Here is a 15,900-nt window from a genome sequence, read left to right as displayed (position 1 = left end):
TAAGAGCGGTAGTACCCGGTCAGTGCCAGGATAGCGGGCAGACGCGGCCCGATCGCTTCGCAAATTGAGGGTTACCTAATTGGTCGCACGTTCATCTGACTGTTTCCTGTGGATTGCCTGAGCGGCTTACGGTGCGCCGGTCAGCACTATGTCAGGAGTTCATCGTGACACCGAAGCCCCTCGCCCTGTTCGTGAAGCACGACGGTCAGCCGAAGCGCTCGGCCATCACCTGTCAGTACAAATGCGGCAACGCCTGCTTCCATGAGGTTCCGAACACTTCCGAGAACGAATACTTCGGCGATATGGTGCGCGCGGCGCTGACGCGGCGCGGCATGTTGAAGGGCAGTGCGGGGGTCGTGGTCGCGGTCGGCGCGGCCGGTATGCTCGCGGCCTGCGGAGACGACAAGGTCGAATTGGCGGCGGGCGGCTCGCTGGTCGACGGTGTGCCGGTCGGCACCAACTTCAAACCCGTCGCGGCGAATTCCGATGACGCACTGGTCATTCCAGAAGGGTACGAGCACAATGTCGTGATCCGCTGGGGCGACCCGCTGTTCGCCGACGCACCGAAGTTCGATGCAAGTGCTCAGTCCGCGGCCGCACAGGCCGAACAGTTCGGCTTCAACAACGACTTCGCTGCGCTACTGCCCATCGAAGGGCAGGCGAATACCTACCTGCTGGTGGTGAATCACGAGTACACCACCGAACCGCAGATGTTCAAGGGCTACAACAAGGAAGAGCCCGCACTCGAGCACTACCAGACCGCCATTGCCGCGCACGGTCTTTCGGTGGTCCAGGTCAAGGGCGAATCCGGAATCGGCAAGCTGACACCGGAATTCGGCAAATACAACCGTCGCATTACCGGCACCACCGAATTCATGGTCACCGGGCCCGCCGCGGGCAGCGCCTTCCTGAAGACGAGCGCCGACCCGTCCGGCACCAAGGTGCTCGGCACTCTCAACAACTGCTCGGGCGGCCTGACCCCGTGGGGCACAGTGCTTTCCGGTGAAGAGAACATCAACCAGTACTTCGCCAACGGCGATAAGGTCACCGACGAGGCCGCCAAGGCCAGGCTCAAGCGCTACGGCTTCCCGAACGGCGCCTCCGAGCGCAAATGGGAGCGGCACGAATCGCGCTTCGATCTGGCGAAGGAACCCAACGAAGCCAACCGATTCGGCTGGGTCATCGAGGTAAATCCGTGGGATGCGGCGGCCGCGCCGATCAAGCACACCGCGCTCGGCCGGTTCAAGCACGAGGCCGCGACCATTCATGTCGCCAAGGACGGCACCGTCGTCGCCTATATGGGCGATGACGAGCGCTTCGATTACATGTACAAGTTCGTCTCTTCGCGAAAGGTGCAGTCCGGCAATGGCCAGGCGAGCATGCGGCACAACCTGACGATTTTGGACGCGGGCACGCTGTATGTCGCCAAATTCACCGGCGATCACCCGGACAAGATCGACGGCAATGGCACGGTGCCATCGGATAAGGGCTTCACCGGTACCGGCCAGTGGATTCCGCTACTGGTCACCGGCGAGGACGGCAAGGCTGCCTCGAAGGTGGACGGCTTCACCGCCGAAGAGGTTTCGGTTTTCACCCGGTTGGCCGCCGACAAGGTCGGCGCGACCAAGATGGACCGCCCTGAGGATTTCGAGGCGAACCCCAAGTCAGGCAAGGTCTATGTCGCGCTGACCTACAACGAGCAGCGCGGCGCGCAGGGCAAGCCCGCCATCGACGAGGCGAATCCGCGCAATATCAATAAATTCGGGCAGGTGCTCGAACTCGACGATGATCACGCGGGCACCACATTCACCTGGAATATCCTCATGCTGTGCGGTGATCCGAAGACCACCGATACCTACTTCGCCGGCTTCGACAAGGCCAAGGTCAGCCCGATCGCGGCACCGGACAATCTCGCCTTCGACGATTACGGCAATCTGTGGATCTCCACCGATGCCTCGCGCGCCAACGGCGCCAATGACGGGCTGTTCTCGGTGGTGCTCGACGGGCCGAATCGCGGTGAGACCAAACAATTCCTGACCGTCCCGTTCGGCGCCGAGACCTGCGGTCCGACGGTGTCGGAGCAGCGGGTCACCGTGTGCGTCCAGCATCCGGGCGAGCGCGATGACGCGACCGCGGAAAAGCCCGCCTCGCATTGGCCCGATGGTGGCGATAGTCTGCCAAGACCCGCCGTTGTCTCGGTGTGGAAGAAGGGCGGCGGGCGAATCGGCGCCTGATCGATTCCCCCGCACACACGAAACCGCTACTCGACAACCTGCAGGGAGTAGCGGTTTCGTGCTGTGTTCAGCCCATATTGGCGTAGCGCGCGAAATCGCCTTGGGCGCCGCCGTATACGTTGACATCGGTGCCGCCCGCGATACCGGGAATGCGGCCGCTGTCGGTGGTCTGCCAGAACGTCCACGCCGGCCAGCCACCCGGGACTTCGGGTTGTTCGTTGCCGCGGTAGTCGGCGATCCAGAGCGGATACCTGGTGAATTCATCGGTATTCGCCATGGCCGTCTTCCAGAAATTCGGATAGGTGTAGACGATCGGCACCCGTCCGGTCAGGGCCTGCACGGTATTCAGATACCGGTGCGTCCAGTTGATCAGTCCGGCCGGATCGAGTCCGCCCGCATTCTCCAGATCGAGCACCGGCGGCAGATCCAGCGGCCCGTTCTGTCCGAGCACGACCGTCGCGTACAGCGCCGCTTGCGGCTCCGGCGGCAGATTCGGTCGCGCGTAGTGATACGTCCCGCGCGCGACGCCCGCCGCCCGCATCAGAATGCTGTCCGGCACGAAATACGGATTGACGTAACTCACGCCCTCCGTCGCCTTCAGCATGGCGAAAGCGTGCCCCGCGCCTCGCACCGCGAACCAGTCGATGAACCGGCCGTCGACATGCTGCCACGACGACACGTCGGGCCCGCTCGGTTCGGCCACCGCCGTGCCCGCCGAAGTAGCCATCAGGATGCTGCCCACCGTGATCGCGGACAACGCCACAGCGCGAGTGGATCTCCAACGAGTGCTATCCATGCTGTTCGACGATAGCGACAATCGCCCGATGTGACCAGAGTTACATCTGAGGCATTTGCACAGCATTCACTCGCCGCTTTGCCGGGGCCGCTCACATCAACAGCGGCCCCCATTGCCGCGACCGGCCCGGATGCGTCAGCCGAGCCAGTCCAGGACCGAGGCCGCGGTCCAGGACTGCTGCATGCTGCCGAGGGGTTCGCCGGTGAACGGCTCGTAGTACTCGGCGAAGCTGCCGTCGCTGGCTTGGCGCAGACCCTCGGCGCGGAGCATGAAGGAGCGTTCGGCCCAGCCGCGGCGGGCGAAGACCCAGGAGAACAACCAGCTCATCACCGGCCAGACCGGGCCGCGCCAGTATTCGCGGGAGCGGAAGTCCTTGGAGACCGGCGAGGTGGACGGCGGCAGGGCGTAACGCAGGTCCGGATGGCCGCAGAAGCGCGGGCCCTCGAACAGGCGCAGCAGACTGCGTTCGGTGTCGCGGGGCAGGCCGCCGCACAGCAGCGGGGCGAACATCGAGAGGGTTTCGGTATTGATCCAGCGTTTGAGGCGCACGTCGAAATCCCGGGCCGCACCGGTGCGTGCGTCGGTAGTCGCGACCACGCCCGCGCGGAAGCGTTCCGCCCACGAATACAGTTCGCGGACATCGGCATGCGGCTGCTTGTACTCCTCGCCGATATTGGCGAGAACCTCACACGCCAGCGCGAAGATCGCGGTGACGAAGACATCCTCCACCGCGAAGCTCATCGTCGAGGCGAGCTGGTAGTCGTCGTATCCGGCACGACGCATCTGCTCGACCAGCCACAGATAACGGTCGTATTCGCGATCGCTCGGCCGCTGCGATGTGTCCGAGACCACCAGCAGATCCTCGCGCTGATACGGCGGCAGATCGCCGGGCGTCACATTCGCATAGGCCCGATCCCAGCGCGGCGAATTATCCATCCCGGATTCCCAGCCGTGATATAGCGTGATCCGGCCGCTTTCCTTGGGGTCGCGGGCATGGGCCAGCCAGCGATGCCAGCGCACCAGATCGGGCCAGCGCCGATTCAGGAATTCCTCGGCCACCGCCCTGGTGCTGCGGCCGTGGCGGCGGGAATGGTCGAGGATGCGCTGCACCGCGATGGCGTGTACCGGCGGCTGGGTGATGCCGGAGGTGTCCGGACCATCCGGTGCATTGGCGGCCAGCTTCTTGCACTCCCAGCGGGCCGGGCCGGGGAAGTAACCGTCCACACCATTGGCGAAGACGATGTGCGGGATCATCCCGTTCTTCCACTGCGCCGAAAGCAGGGTGTCGAGTTCGATGACCGCGCGCTCGACACTCAGCGGGGCGAGACCGACCGCGACGAAGGCGGCGTCCCAGCTCCACATGTGCGGATACAGCCGGGGTGCGGCACTGGTCATGGTGCCCAGATCATTACCCCGTAGCAGGTAGGCGGCGCGCGCCGCGAGCTGTGTTGGGGTGAAACCCGGGTGTGCCATCCCCCTATTTTGCGATGACACCGGCAAGTACGCCCGCTCAGTGACTCGTGTCTCGTCCTGGTGCGCCCTGGTGGCCAGCTGTTGTGCGCCGGATCTCACTCTGCATGCCCCGTCCGTGAATTCCACTTATTCGCTTTATGCATCCATCGCCGCGCGTGCGGGTAGTGCTACTGCCCGTTTCGGTGGCCGATACGGTGACTCCATGACCACCGCCGTGACCAGCACACCGAAGCCGACCGCGCTGATCACCGGCGCCAGCCGCGGGCTCGGCGCCGCGATCGCTCGCGAACTCGCACCGACCCACGATCTGTTGCTCGGCGCCCGCTCGGCCGAGGCGCTGCGCGCGATACTAGGCGAACTGCCCGGCGCCACCGGATGGCCGGTCGAGTTGACCGACTATTCCGCAGTGGCGGAAGCGGTTTCGCCGATTCAGCGCCTGGATGTGTTGGTACACAACGCCGGTATCGCGGACCTGGGTTCGATCGCCGAATCCTCGGTGCAGCAATGGCGAAACACCCTGGAAGCCAATGTGATTGCCGTCGTCGAGTTGACTCGGCTGCTGCTGCCCGCGTTGCGCGCGGCCAACGGTCATGTGGTGCTGATCAATTCGGGTGCCGGATTGCGGGCGAATGCGGGGTGGGCGTCTTATGCGGCGAGCAAGTTCGGTTTGCGCGCTTTCGGTGACGCGCTGCGGTTGGAGGAGCCGGCGCTGCGGGTGACCTCGATCCATCCCGGCCGCATCGATACCGATATGCAGCGGGAGATCATCGCGGGTGAGGGTCGCGAGTATCGCGCGGAGGAATTCCTGAGCCCGGAGACGGTTGCGGGGACCGTGCGTTCGGCCATCGACACACCGCGCGACGGCCATCCGACCGAGATCGTGCTGCGGCCCTACTGATTCGGCTCACTGTGATTTCGTCCGAATGTGCGGCCCGGATGGTGTCGTTTTCTTGACATGTTGTTCCGAGGTTCAGCTCGGGGACAGTTTCGCTCGGTACCGTCGCGTCTGTTACCTGCGCGTTTGCGTCGACGGGGCGGCGGTGCGCTGATAGAGCGAAGCTAGAGGGTTCGAATCGTGGATAGACGTCGGCTGCTGACAATGCTTGCTACAGGCACCGCGGTGGCATTGACCGGCTGTGTGCGGGCCGAGGGGGAGCCGTTCGACAGTGGTTCGGCGGGTAGCGGGCCGATACTGCCCGCACCGCTGCTGCCCCCGCCGCCGATCGGACCGAAGACGCCGATTCCGGCGCAGACCATCACCGCACTGCCGGGCGGTGGCACCAATATGGCGCTCACGATCGATGACGGTGCGAGTCCGGAAGTCGTCGGCGCCTACATCAAATTCGCCAGGGATACCGGCGCGCGGTTCACCTTCTTCGTGACCGCCTACTACGACTCGTGGGCGATTCACCGAGACGCATTACGGCCCCTGGTCGATTCCGGGCAGATCCAGCTCGGCAATCACACCTGGGACCACGCGGATCTGACCAAGCTGTCCGCGTCGGGCATCTCCTCGCAGTTGGAGCGGGCGAAGTCCTTCCTGTGGAACAACTTCGGTGTGGACGGCACGCCCTACTATCGCCCGCCGTTCGGCCGGCACAACAGCACGGTCGATCGGGTCGCCGCAGATCTCGGCTACAGCGTGCCGACCATGTGGTACGGCTCGCTGTCGGACTCCGGTGTGATCACCGAGGATTACCTACTGGAGTGCGCGCGTAAGTATTTCAATCCGCAGACGATCATCATCGGGCACGCGAATGCGCCCGCGGTTACGCACGTCTACGGGCAGTTGGTGGACATCATCAAGGGGCGCAATCTCTCCATGGTGACTCTCGACGACGTGCTGCTCCCGCCGCACTGACAGCGGTGCGGCAGCAGAACGCCGACGCGCTGACGCGCACGGATTTGCCCGCTGGACACGAAATAACCGGGCAAATGCGTGCGCGGCGCGCCGATCCCGTAACGCGGGACGGGCGCGCGGTCAGGCGACGATATTGATGAGCCGCCCCGGCACCACGATCAGCTTGCGCGGCGCGTTCCCGCCGAGCAGTGCCGCGATCTTCTCATCGGCCAGCGCGGTCGCCTCGATGGTCGCGTTATCCGCGTCGGCGGGCACCTGAATTCGGCTGCGCACCTTGCCGTTCACCTGAATCGGGTATTCCACCGACTCCTCGACCAGCAGCGCCGGATCCGCCACCGGGAACGGGCCGTGGGCCAGGGACTCCTTGTGCCCCAACCGTTCCCACAGTTCCTCGGCGATATGCGGTGCCATCGGCGCCAGCATCAGCACCACCGGCTCCACCACCGCGCGCGGTGCGCCGGCGGGGTAGCTCTTGGTCAGATGGTTGGTCAGCTCGATCAGCTTGGCGCCAGCGGTGTTATCGCGCAGCGCGGCGTAATCGTCGTCCACACCCGCGATCGTCTTGTGCAGCAGGCGCAGCGTCTCCTCCGACGGCGCCACGTCGGTGACCCGGACCGAGCCGGACTCCTCGTCGACGACCAGTCGCCACACCCGCTGCAGGAACCGGTGCGCACCGACGACATCCTTGGTCGCCCACGGCCGCGAGGTGTCCAGCGGTCCCATCGACATCTCGTAGAGGCGGAAGGTGTCGGCGCCGTACATATCGCACATCTCGTCCGGCGAGATGGCGTTCTTCAACGACTTTCCGATCTTGCCGTACTCCTGGAACGCCTCGATCTCGATGCCGGTGGTCGGATCGGGGAAGTAGTGCTTGCCGTCGCGCTCGATGATCTCGGCGGCGGGCAGGTACGCGCCGCGCGCGTCGGTGTAGGCATGCGCCTGGATGTAGCCCTGGTTGAACAGGCGGCGGTACGGCTCGTAACCGCTCACATCACCCAGATCGAACAGCACCTTCTGCCAGAACCGCGCGTACAGCAGGTGCAGCACCGCATGTTCGACACCGCCGACGTACAGATCGACGCCGCCCGGATCGTTCGGGCCGTGCTCCGCGGTGCGCGGGCCCAGCCAGTACTGCTCGTTTTCCTTGGCGCAGAACGCATCCGCGTTCGTCGGGTCCGCGTAGCGCAGCTGATACCAGGAGCTGCCGGCCCAGTTCGGCATGACATTGGTGTCGCGGCGGTACTGCTTGGGGCCGTCGCCCAGATCCAGTTCGACATTCACCCAGTCGGTGGCCTTGGCCAGCGGCGGCGACGGTTCGGAATCGGCGTCGTTCGGATCGAAGGTGACCGGCGCGAAATCGTCCAGCTCCGGAAGTTCGACCGGCAGCATCGATTCGGGCAGTGCGTGCGGTGCGCCGTCCTCGTCGTACACGATCGGGAAAGGCTCACCCCAGTAGCGCTGGCGGGCGAACAGCCAGTCGCGCAGCTTGTACTGGACGGTGCCCTTGCCGTGGCCGTCGGCCTCCAGGCGCGCGATGACGGTGGCTTTGGCCTCCTCGACGGCCAGGCCGTTCAGGTAATCGGAGTTCACCAGCGCGCCGTCACCGGCGTAGGCCGCGGTCGAAATATCCCCGCCGGAAATGACTTCCACGATCGGCAGGCCGAATACCGAGGCGAATTCCCAGTCGCGCTGATCGTGTCCGGGCACCGCCATGATCGCGCCGGTACCGTAACCGGCCAGCACGTAGTCGGCGATGAAGATCGGCACCTGAGCGCCGTTCACCGGGTTCGTCGCATAGGACCCCAGGAAGACGCCGGACTTCTCCTTGTTCTCCTGCCGCTCCAGATCCGATTTGGCCGCGATCGCCTTGCGGTATCCGGCAACGGCTTCCCGAGGGTCACCGGCGTCCTCGAAGGTCCAGCGCGGATCGACGCCCGCGGGCCAGGCCTCCGCGGTCAGCCTGTCGACCAGTTCGTGCTCGGGCGCCAGCACCACATACGTGGAACCGAACAGGGTGTCCGGCCGCGTGGTGAAGACCTCGATCTGCTGACCGTCGGCGTCGAATTTCACCTGCGCGCCACGGGATCGCCCGATCCAGTTGCGCTGCATGGCCTTTACGTTCTCCGGCCAGTCCAGCCGGTCCAGATCGTCGACCAGCCGGTCGGAGTAGGCGGTGATGCGCATCATCCACTGCCACAGCCGCTTCCGGAATACCGGGAAGTTGCCGCGCTCACTGCGGCCGTCGGCGGTGACCTCTTCATTGGACAGCACCGTGCCCAGACCAGGACACCAGTTGACCACCGAATCCGTTTGGTACACCAGGCGATAGGAGTCCAGCACCTCGGCGCGTTCGGCAGCGGTCAGATCATTCCAGGCGCGACCGTCGGGGGCCGGCCGCGCACCCGAATCGAACTGTGCCTGCAGTTCCGCGATCGGGCGGGCACGGTCCAGATCCTTGTCGTACCAAGCGTTGTAAATGCGCAGGAAGATCCACTGCGTCCACTTGTAGTAGGCCGGATCGGTGGTCGCGAACGAGCGTCGACGGTCGTGGCCCAGGCCGAGCCGGTCCAGCTGACGCTGCATGGTGGCGATATTCGACTCGGTGGTCTGGCGCGGATGCGCACCGGTCTGCACCGCGTACTGCTCGGCGGGCAGACCGAACGCGTCATAGCCCAGCGCGTGCAGCACATTGCGGCCGTGCATCCGGTGATACCGCGCGAAGACGTCGGTGGCGATATAGCCCAGCGGATGCCCGACGTGCAGACCCGCGCCGGACGGGTACGGGAACATATCCTGGACGAACAGCTTGTCCGCAGGCGTCGCACCCGCGAGCGGGCCTACCGGGTTCGGCGCGTGGAAGGTGCCGCGCTCATCCCAGGTCCGCTGCCATCGACGCTCGATGCGGCCGGCGAGGCCGGCGCTGTACCTGTGCTCCGGTACATCGCTTTCGGTTGCACGAGTGTCCGCCACGGTCCTGCCTTCTTGTTCTCGCCGATCCCCGTCATAGATGTGCCTATCAGGGTAGAACGTCCGGGCTTATACACCGAAAATCGGGCCGGGCTGGATCCGGCGTGGCGGCGGTGCGCTAGCCTCCTTGGGTGTTCGTCGTCGCTCTCACCCTGTTCGTGCTGGCCATGGTCGCCATCGCAACCGGCGTGCTCGGACTGACCGGCCGGCTGCCACGCAACCGCTTCGTCGGGGTGCACACCGAGGCGGCACTGCACGACGAGGAAACCTTCCGCATCGCCAACCGCGTGGCCGCCCCCACCTCCGTGGCCGCAGGCGCACTGCTCTTCGCAGGCGGTCTCGTCGCCCTCGCCGCAGGCGGAGTCCCTGCGCTGATCGTCGCGGTAGTCACAGCGACGGTCGCGCTGTTCACTCTCGGTGCGGGCGCGAATGCCGCAGCTCGTGCGGTCGAGGAGTTGGTTCCCGCGCAAGAGATCGGCGGCTGCGGTTCCTCCTGCGGTGCGTGCTCGTTGCGCGACGCTTGCGCACCGACCAACTGACGCGCGGTCGCGAACAGACCCCAGCGCGACGTCGTGCGCGTCGCTATTCGCTCCATTTCCGGAGGTGCTCGGCGAGCTCGGGCACGGCCATGTCCCGACCGTCGGATACCGGATTACGCGAGCCGTTCCAGCGATTCGGCGTGCCGGTTCATGGTGCGGGCCGGTATCGCCTCGAACGCTATCGGTCGGCGCACTCAGGCGGATCGACATGACGCGATAGCGGGCTGCCGGTCGGGTTCAGGTACAGCACGAACAGCGTCACCGGTGTCGTCCCGAGATTGCGTGCCACATGGGGATAGGACCGACCACTGGGTTCCCGGAAGATTCGGCCGCGGCGGTAGGTGACCGGGACACAGTCCGAGCCCGGATGGTCGAGCGTGCCGCGCGCGACCAGTACGAGCAGCGTGCCGTCGTGATAGTGCCAACCACTGGTCCCACCCGGTTCGATGACAGTCTGGCGACCGATGACCGCACGCCGCCCCAGCGTGAACCGGAACAACACCCGACTCGCCGTCCCGCGCGCCGGCGCCGCGTTCACCTGGAACTCCCGCCACCGCATCACCACCCCATCGAACCACTGCCCGATCACGAGAAGTTCGTAGACCGGCAGGTGTCGGATCAGTCGAGCCGTTCCAGCGGTTCGGCGTGCCGTTCTGTGGTTCGAGCGGTATCGCCTCGAACACTTCCTCGCGCAGCATGCGCTCGTCGTCATCATCGAGTCGCATGGTCATCGCCGTAACCGGCATGGTGCCCGGTGGAGGCGGCGGCGCCGTGGAACCACACAGGTCCCGCGAACGCCGCCGCTCCAACACCACCTACCGCAGTGATTCCAGCGCCTTCAGCACCGCGTTGTCCGCCTCGGTGTCCCCGACTGCGACGCGCGCGCTGCCGTCGGGATAGGCCTTGGCCGCGATGCCGGCCCGGCGCAGCGCCGTTGCTACGCCGGGGCCCGGCAGGTACAGGAAGTTGGCGTAGCTGCGCGGCACGGCGATGTGTCGGTGTAGCAACGCACTGCGCAGGGTCTCGCGTGCGGTGGTGATGCGCAGGATGCGCGCGGCCAGTTCCGGTTCGGCGGCGTAGGACGCGGCGACCGCGGCCACCGCCGCCGAACTCACCCCGAACGGCAGCTGCAGCCTGCGGACGCGGCTGATCAACTCGCTGCGGCCGAAGGTGTAGCCGATGCGCAGACCCGCCAGTCCGTAGGCCTTCGAAAAGGTGCGCAGGACCAGCAGATTCGGATGTCTGTTGAGCAGTTCGAGGGTATCGACCCGATCGGCGGGACCGAGGAATTCGGTATATGCCTCGTCCAGGATCACCGGCACCCGGCGCGGCACCGAGCACAGGAATGACTTCAGCTCGCCGGCCGAGATCACGGTGCCCGTCGGATTGTGCGGACGGCAGACCACCAACAAACCGGTCCGCTTGTCGATGGCCTTCGTCATCGCCCAGAGATCCTGATTGCCCGCGGCATCCAGGGGCACCGGAACGACCTCGAGATCGGCCATCTCCGCCATGATCGGATAACCGTCGAAAGTTGGTGCACCGTAGACGATTCCGTCACCCGGCTTGGTCAATGCCTGGATGATCTGCATGGCCACCCCGGTCGCACCGGAACCGACGACCACCTGATCCGAATGCACCCCGACGTGCCCCGCGATCAACCTCGGCAGCCGGCGCGGAAGGAACTCCGGATAGCGATTGGCCTGCGCCAGTACGTTGTTCACCGCGATAAGTACCGAAGGCAGTGGGGGGAACGGATTTTCGCTCAGGCTGAGATCGAACCGCGCAAACGTCCGTTGACTTCGGTGCTGTTGCGAGGGCCGAGATTCATCGGCCACCCGCATGCTCATCTGGCCGCACCCCAGCGCACCGCCGCGGCGCCGGCGAAATCACCGGCGTGCGCGAATGCCGACAACAGCACCACCGAGCCGTTGCGCAGCCGACCCGCCCGATTCTCGGTATCGAGGGTGACCGGAATGCCTGCGGCGAACAGGTTTCCGCACTGGTCGAAGGTGTCCGGATGCCGCTCCGGCGGCAGTTCCAGCGCATCGTGCCAGTTGCGCAGGAACAGCCGGTTCGGCTGATTGGTGACGAAGGTGTCGATATCGCGGCCCTTCACCCCGATCCGATCGCACACCGCCAATGCCACCTCCGGCACCAGCCGATTGCCGCGTGCGAACACCTTGGTGATCTTCGATTCGGTGAAACTGACGCAGCCCTGCCCCTCGCCCGGCTCCCAGTACTTGCGCTCGCCATTGGTCGAGAACTCCATATCACCGGCGAATTCGGGATAGGTGCGGCATTCGATATCCAGGATCGGCGCGGAATCGTCCTTGACCAGCAGTCCGACACCGCAGGCGTCACCGGGCACCGGTGCCTGGGCGAGTTTGCGGATCTCGGTCTGGGTGAACACCGGGCCCGCGCAGTTCTGGGTCGCCGCGATGAGCGCGGAGCGGGCGTCGGTGGTCTGCAGGATCATCCTGGCCATGGCCATCATGTGCACGAAGGCCGCACAGCCGCCGTTGTGCACGTCGTAGACGAAGCGGGGCTTCATTCCGAGGCGGCGAGCTGTCTCGGGTCCGCAGCCCATCACCGGATTGTCCGGCAGCTGGGTGTGCGTGATCAGCACATCGATATCCGAGATCGCCTGTGCACCATGGCGTTCGATCAGCGGTGCGACGGCCCGCTCGACCATATCCACCGCGGTTTCGTCCCTGCCCACATGGTGGCGCGCCTTGGGTGAGCGGAACATGACGTTCTTGGCCATCCGATCGGATCGGCTGTACTGCGTGAAGTATTCGGTGCCGACCGGCTCACCCGGCAGATAGCTGGCCACATCGACAAGGCTGACCGTCGGCAGTCCAGCGCCGTTCGGATTGGTGAATGCTTCGGAGTTCATGGCGCGGCCTCACTTCATCCAGTCGGGCTTGATCGGAAGACCGTTTGCCGCACGGTATTCGCAGATCGCCTTGAGGTTGTCCATCTCGAGCTGGTGCCCGGCGGAGAACATCTCCCAGAAGTCGCCCACCCATACCGGCCGCTTCTCGGGAGCCGTTTCGGGATAGGGATTTTCGTCGTAGAACGGGTGACGGCAGTTCACCCACAGCACCACCGAACCCGGCTTGTTGAACACCACCTGGGCATCGATCACCCGCAGCAGATAGATCATCCAAAGGTGCTGACTCTGATCCCAGGCGCAGTGGTAGTCGACGGTCATGCCCTCGCGGTGCGCGACGGTGCGGGTGAAGATTTTGGTCTCCGGGCCGAGCCGGTCCCAGGCCAGCCACAGACCCGGTTCCTCGGTCTCGACGAAGCCGCGCAGGCTATAGGTCCACTCCTCCAGGCTGCGGGTATCGGCCAGGTATTCCCACACCTCATCCGGCGGCGCGGCGATATACGCCTGCACCGGACAGTATTCGCCGAATATCTGGTCGTGCGGATACACCGACCGCAGCATGTCCATGATAATCGGAGTGGTTGCGTCCTTATCTGAGTTCTCGATCCGCAGCACGCCGGGGATTACGTCTTCCGGGATGTCGCTGAGGGCGGGGAGGGCGCTTGTTGTCACGGCTTCTTCTCCAATGTCGCGAGAAACGGGATGAAGGGTGGAACTTCGTCGGGGTCGACGTCGATCGAGATGAATGCCGGCCCTTCGGATTCGACGCATCGCCCCAGTGCGATGGCCAGCTCTGCGGTAGTACGGACGGAGTACGCGGACAGTTCAGGGAACATGGCATCGATGCCCGCTCCCAGTTGTGTGGGCCGAAATCGGTTGAAGCTGTAGCGATCTTCGTAATAGAGCTGTTCTCGAGTGACACACATCGCGTGCGCGTTGTTGTTGAGCACGATGAAGATGACCGGCAGCTGATGTTCGATCGCGGTGTGCAATTCCATGCCGTGCATGTAGAACGCGCCGTCACCTGCGACGACAATGGTGCGTCTGGTTCCGGACGGTCCGCGATGGCGTGCGAATGCCGAACCTATCGCGGCGCCGAACGCATAGCCCATCCCGCCCATGCCGAGCGCGACCACGAATCGGCCGCCGCGCGGCACCCTCAAATGGTGCACCACCGCGGCCCCGGTATTGCCCGCATCCGCGAAAACGTCCGTACCCTCGGGCAATGACGTCTCGATCGTCTCGACCAATTCGCGGTAGCGCAGACCGGGACCGGTCGACTCGGGCACCCGCAATGGCGTCAGAGCATGCGGTGGATACGGAGGGCTCTCTTCGATGCCGTCGGTGAATTCGTCCGCGAGTTCGGCCAGATCCCGCGCGAGATCTGTGCTGGTGGCGTGGATCGCAGACAGATACGGCGCGGCGACACCGATATGCGCGACGGTACGGTCGGCCAACAGCTCGTCCAACCCGGTGCGCGCGGTAATCGGCATCGGTGTGCCGACGATCAGGCACAGGGCCGCCGAGCGCAATGCCGCCGACAACTCCGGATGTCCCATACTTCCGGCGACACCGCAGAACGCCGGGTCGGCATTGTCATAGGTGTCCTTCGCATCCGGGGCGACTCCCACCGACGCATCCAATGTGCGCGCCAGCCGAGCTAGTTCGGCGCGGGCGTCGTCGCGCGCGATTTGGTCGCCCACGATGATCACGATCTTGCCGACCTTGCGTGCCGCGGTCAGCGCGGCGCGCACCCGGGCCAGGCCGCTTTCGTCGCGCCGATGCGTCGGCGAAGTCGGCCGGAACGTCGGGGTATCGCCGATATCGCCCTGCTGTACATCCTTGGGCAGCAACAGGACCGAGGGCCCGCCGCGCCGGGCGGCGTCGACCGCCCTGGACAACTTGTCGGGCAGGTCGGCGGCGGTCTCCACCCGTGCGCAGTACTGGGTGATCTCGCCGAACATCCGGGCCGCATCGATGGTGCCCGCGAGCCCGCTGGAGTCCTGGAACGCGCCGTTGCCCTCCAGGGCGGTCGGCGGCTGCCCGACCAGCGCCAACACCGGCACCCGAGACGCGAACGATTCGGCAAGTCCGGCAACGAGATTCATCGCGCCGCCGCCGGAGGTGGCGGCGACGACGCCGAGTCCGCCGGTCGAGCGGGCATAGCCGTCGGCCATGGTCGCGGCCGAAAACTCGTGCTTGGCAACGATTCCCGCGACGTCGTAGGGCGCATCGAATAGCGCGTCGTACAGATCCTCGATATTCGCGCCGTCGACACCGAAGATGTGCCGCACCCCCAGGGTTGAAACCGCTCGAACCAGATAATCTACGACCCTGCTCGGCATCGGCCCTCCTTTCGCAGTGACCTGCCGTGCGCCGAAGGCGAGCACAGGCGCGGTCACAAATCGCGTACACGTGAACTACGAGTTGGGCTGCTGAGCGGTTCAATCCCTCGTGCAAGATGTACTTCGCGCATGAAGCGGCCGGGAGATTTTTGTGCTCCGCCACCACTTGCGTGTACGTATACATCTACGTATAGTGAGTTCATGCCCAACAAAACGATCTACGTCGCCGATGACGACCTGTCACTGTTCCAGCGTGCGCAGGAGCTGGTCGGCGGCAACCTTTCGGGGGCGGTGACCACCGCGCTGCGGCGGTTCATCGAGCTGGAAGAGGGCAGGCTGGAGGGCTACGACGAGGTAGTGCTGCGGGTCGGCCACAACGGCGTGCGTCAGGTCCGCTTCTCCGGCGCCTTGCTCGGCGAGCATCGCGACGTGAACGAAGAGCGCATGGAACACGTCCGGGTGTATCGCAGTCGGAAGGGCAAATTCGTCATGCATGCCCAGTATTCGAACTGGGACGAATACCCGCAGAGCGTCAACTGGGTCAAGGATCTGACGAACTGGCGTCGCATGCTCGGCGTCGGTGATCAGGACTGGGGCGATTTCATTTTCGAGATCGTCGATTCGCTCGGCGAATTGAAGGGAAAGATTCCGGACAAGCTCTACGAGCGAGTGGCCCAGATCGCCGACCGTCCGCCGGTCGAGGAACTCGACATCTAGGGGGATGGTAGTCGGCGGAGCCGACGGGGCGGGTTAGAACAGCCGAACTCGACACCAACCGAATACCACCTC

General features: G+C 65.0%; 13 protein-coding genes. 5 read left to right on the top strand and 8 right to left on the bottom strand.

The window, feature by feature from the left end:
• Positions 1 to 164: 164 nt before the first annotated feature.
• Positions 165 to 2,234: a PhoX family protein gene (locus ACIBW7_RS00845; RefSeq protein WP_397042809.1), complete on the top strand. Its 2,070-nt coding sequence runs from the start codon at positions 165 to 167 to the stop codon at positions 2,232 to 2,234.
• 67 nt (positions 2,235 to 2,301) lie between these two features.
• Here the strand turns inward: ACIBW7_RS00845 and ACIBW7_RS00840 are convergent, their stop codons facing one another.
• Positions 2,302 to 2,961, bottom strand: coding sequence for a glycoside hydrolase family 25 protein (locus ACIBW7_RS00840; RefSeq protein ID WP_397044106.1), 660 nt, complete (start codon positions 2,959 to 2,961; stop codon positions 2,302 to 2,304).
• A gap of 204 nt (positions 2,962 to 3,165) precedes the next feature.
• Positions 3,166 to 4,503, bottom strand: a complete 1,338-nt coding sequence (locus ACIBW7_RS00835) for an MGH1-like glycoside hydrolase domain-containing protein (protein ID WP_357481901.1) — start codon at positions 4,501 to 4,503, stop codon at positions 3,166 to 3,168.
• Positions 4,504 to 4,705: 202 nt separating this feature from the next.
• Here ACIBW7_RS00835 and ACIBW7_RS00830 point away from each other — a divergent pair, with 202 nt between their 5' ends.
• Together ACIBW7_RS00830 and ACIBW7_RS00825 are read left to right on the top strand one after the other, a co-directional pair.
• Complete coding sequence (locus tag ACIBW7_RS00830) at positions 4,706 to 5,401, top strand: SDR family oxidoreductase (protein ID WP_397042806.1); 696 nt, start codon at positions 4,706 to 4,708, stop codon at positions 5,399 to 5,401.
• Between the two features lie 192 nt (positions 5,402 to 5,593).
• Complete coding sequence (locus tag ACIBW7_RS00825) at positions 5,594 to 6,364, top strand: polysaccharide deacetylase family protein (RefSeq protein WP_397044104.1); 771 nt, start codon at positions 5,594 to 5,596, stop codon at positions 6,362 to 6,364.
• Between the two features lie 120 nt (positions 6,365 to 6,484).
• Here the strand turns inward: ACIBW7_RS00825 and leuS are convergent, their stop codons facing one another.
• A complete protein-coding gene (leuS, locus tag ACIBW7_RS00820) occupies positions 6,485 to 9,334 on the bottom strand; it encodes a leucine--tRNA ligase (RefSeq protein WP_397042804.1) in 2,850 nt (949 codons plus the stop codon).
• A gap of 128 nt (positions 9,335 to 9,462) precedes the next feature.
• On the opposite strand from leuS, the gene ACIBW7_RS00815 reads away from it, so the two are divergent.
• Positions 9,463 to 9,870, top strand: a complete 408-nt coding sequence (locus ACIBW7_RS00815; RefSeq protein WP_397042802.1) for an SdpI family protein — start codon at positions 9,463 to 9,465, stop codon at positions 9,868 to 9,870.
• A gap of 178 nt (positions 9,871 to 10,048) precedes the next feature.
• Here the strand turns inward: ACIBW7_RS00815 and ACIBW7_RS00810 are convergent, their stop codons facing one another.
• The 5 genes from ACIBW7_RS00810 to ACIBW7_RS00790 form a co-directional block, all read right to left on the bottom strand.
• Positions 10,049 to 10,459 carry a cupin domain-containing protein gene (locus tag ACIBW7_RS00810; RefSeq protein ID WP_397042800.1) on the bottom strand — a complete coding sequence of 137 codons (411 nt, stop codon included), beginning with the start codon at positions 10,457 to 10,459 and terminating at the stop codon, positions 10,049 to 10,051.
• A 226-nt stretch (positions 10,460 to 10,685) separates the two neighbouring features.
• Positions 10,686 to 11,720: an aminotransferase class I/II-fold pyridoxal phosphate-dependent enzyme gene (locus ACIBW7_RS00805; protein WP_397042798.1), complete on the bottom strand. Its 1,035-nt coding sequence runs from the start codon at positions 11,718 to 11,720 to the stop codon at positions 10,686 to 10,688.
• Positions 11,717 to 12,769: a 3-oxoacyl-ACP synthase III family protein gene (locus ACIBW7_RS00800; protein ID WP_397042796.1), complete on the bottom strand. Its 1,053-nt coding sequence runs from the start codon at positions 12,767 to 12,769 to the stop codon at positions 11,717 to 11,719. Before ACIBW7_RS00800 ends, ACIBW7_RS00805 begins: the two co-directional genes overlap by 4 nt.
• Before the next feature lie 9 nt (positions 12,770 to 12,778).
• Positions 12,779 to 13,438, bottom strand: a complete 660-nt coding sequence (locus tag ACIBW7_RS00795) for an SRPBCC family protein (RefSeq protein ID WP_397042794.1) — start codon at positions 13,436 to 13,438, stop codon at positions 12,779 to 12,781.
• Entirely contained in the window at positions 13,435 to 15,111 is a 1,677-nt protein-coding gene (locus ACIBW7_RS00790) for a thiamine pyrophosphate-binding protein (protein WP_397042792.1), read from the bottom strand. The genes ACIBW7_RS00795 and ACIBW7_RS00790 overlap by 4 nt, the downstream gene beginning before the upstream one ends.
• 201 nt (positions 15,112 to 15,312) lie before the next feature.
• Between ACIBW7_RS00790 and ACIBW7_RS00785 the strand changes: the two genes are divergently transcribed.
• Entirely contained in the window at positions 15,313 to 15,828 is a 516-nt protein-coding gene (locus tag ACIBW7_RS00785) for an EXLDI protein (RefSeq protein ID WP_397042790.1), read from the top strand.
• The last annotated feature ends 72 nt before the right edge of the window (positions 15,829 to 15,900 follow it).

Origin of the sequence: Nocardia sp. NPDC049526 (assembly GCF_044465765.1) — a bacterium.
GTDB lineage: Bacteria > Actinomycetota > Actinomycetes > Mycobacteriales > Mycobacteriaceae > Nocardia.
This window is presented reverse-complemented; position numbering and strand designations above follow the sequence as displayed.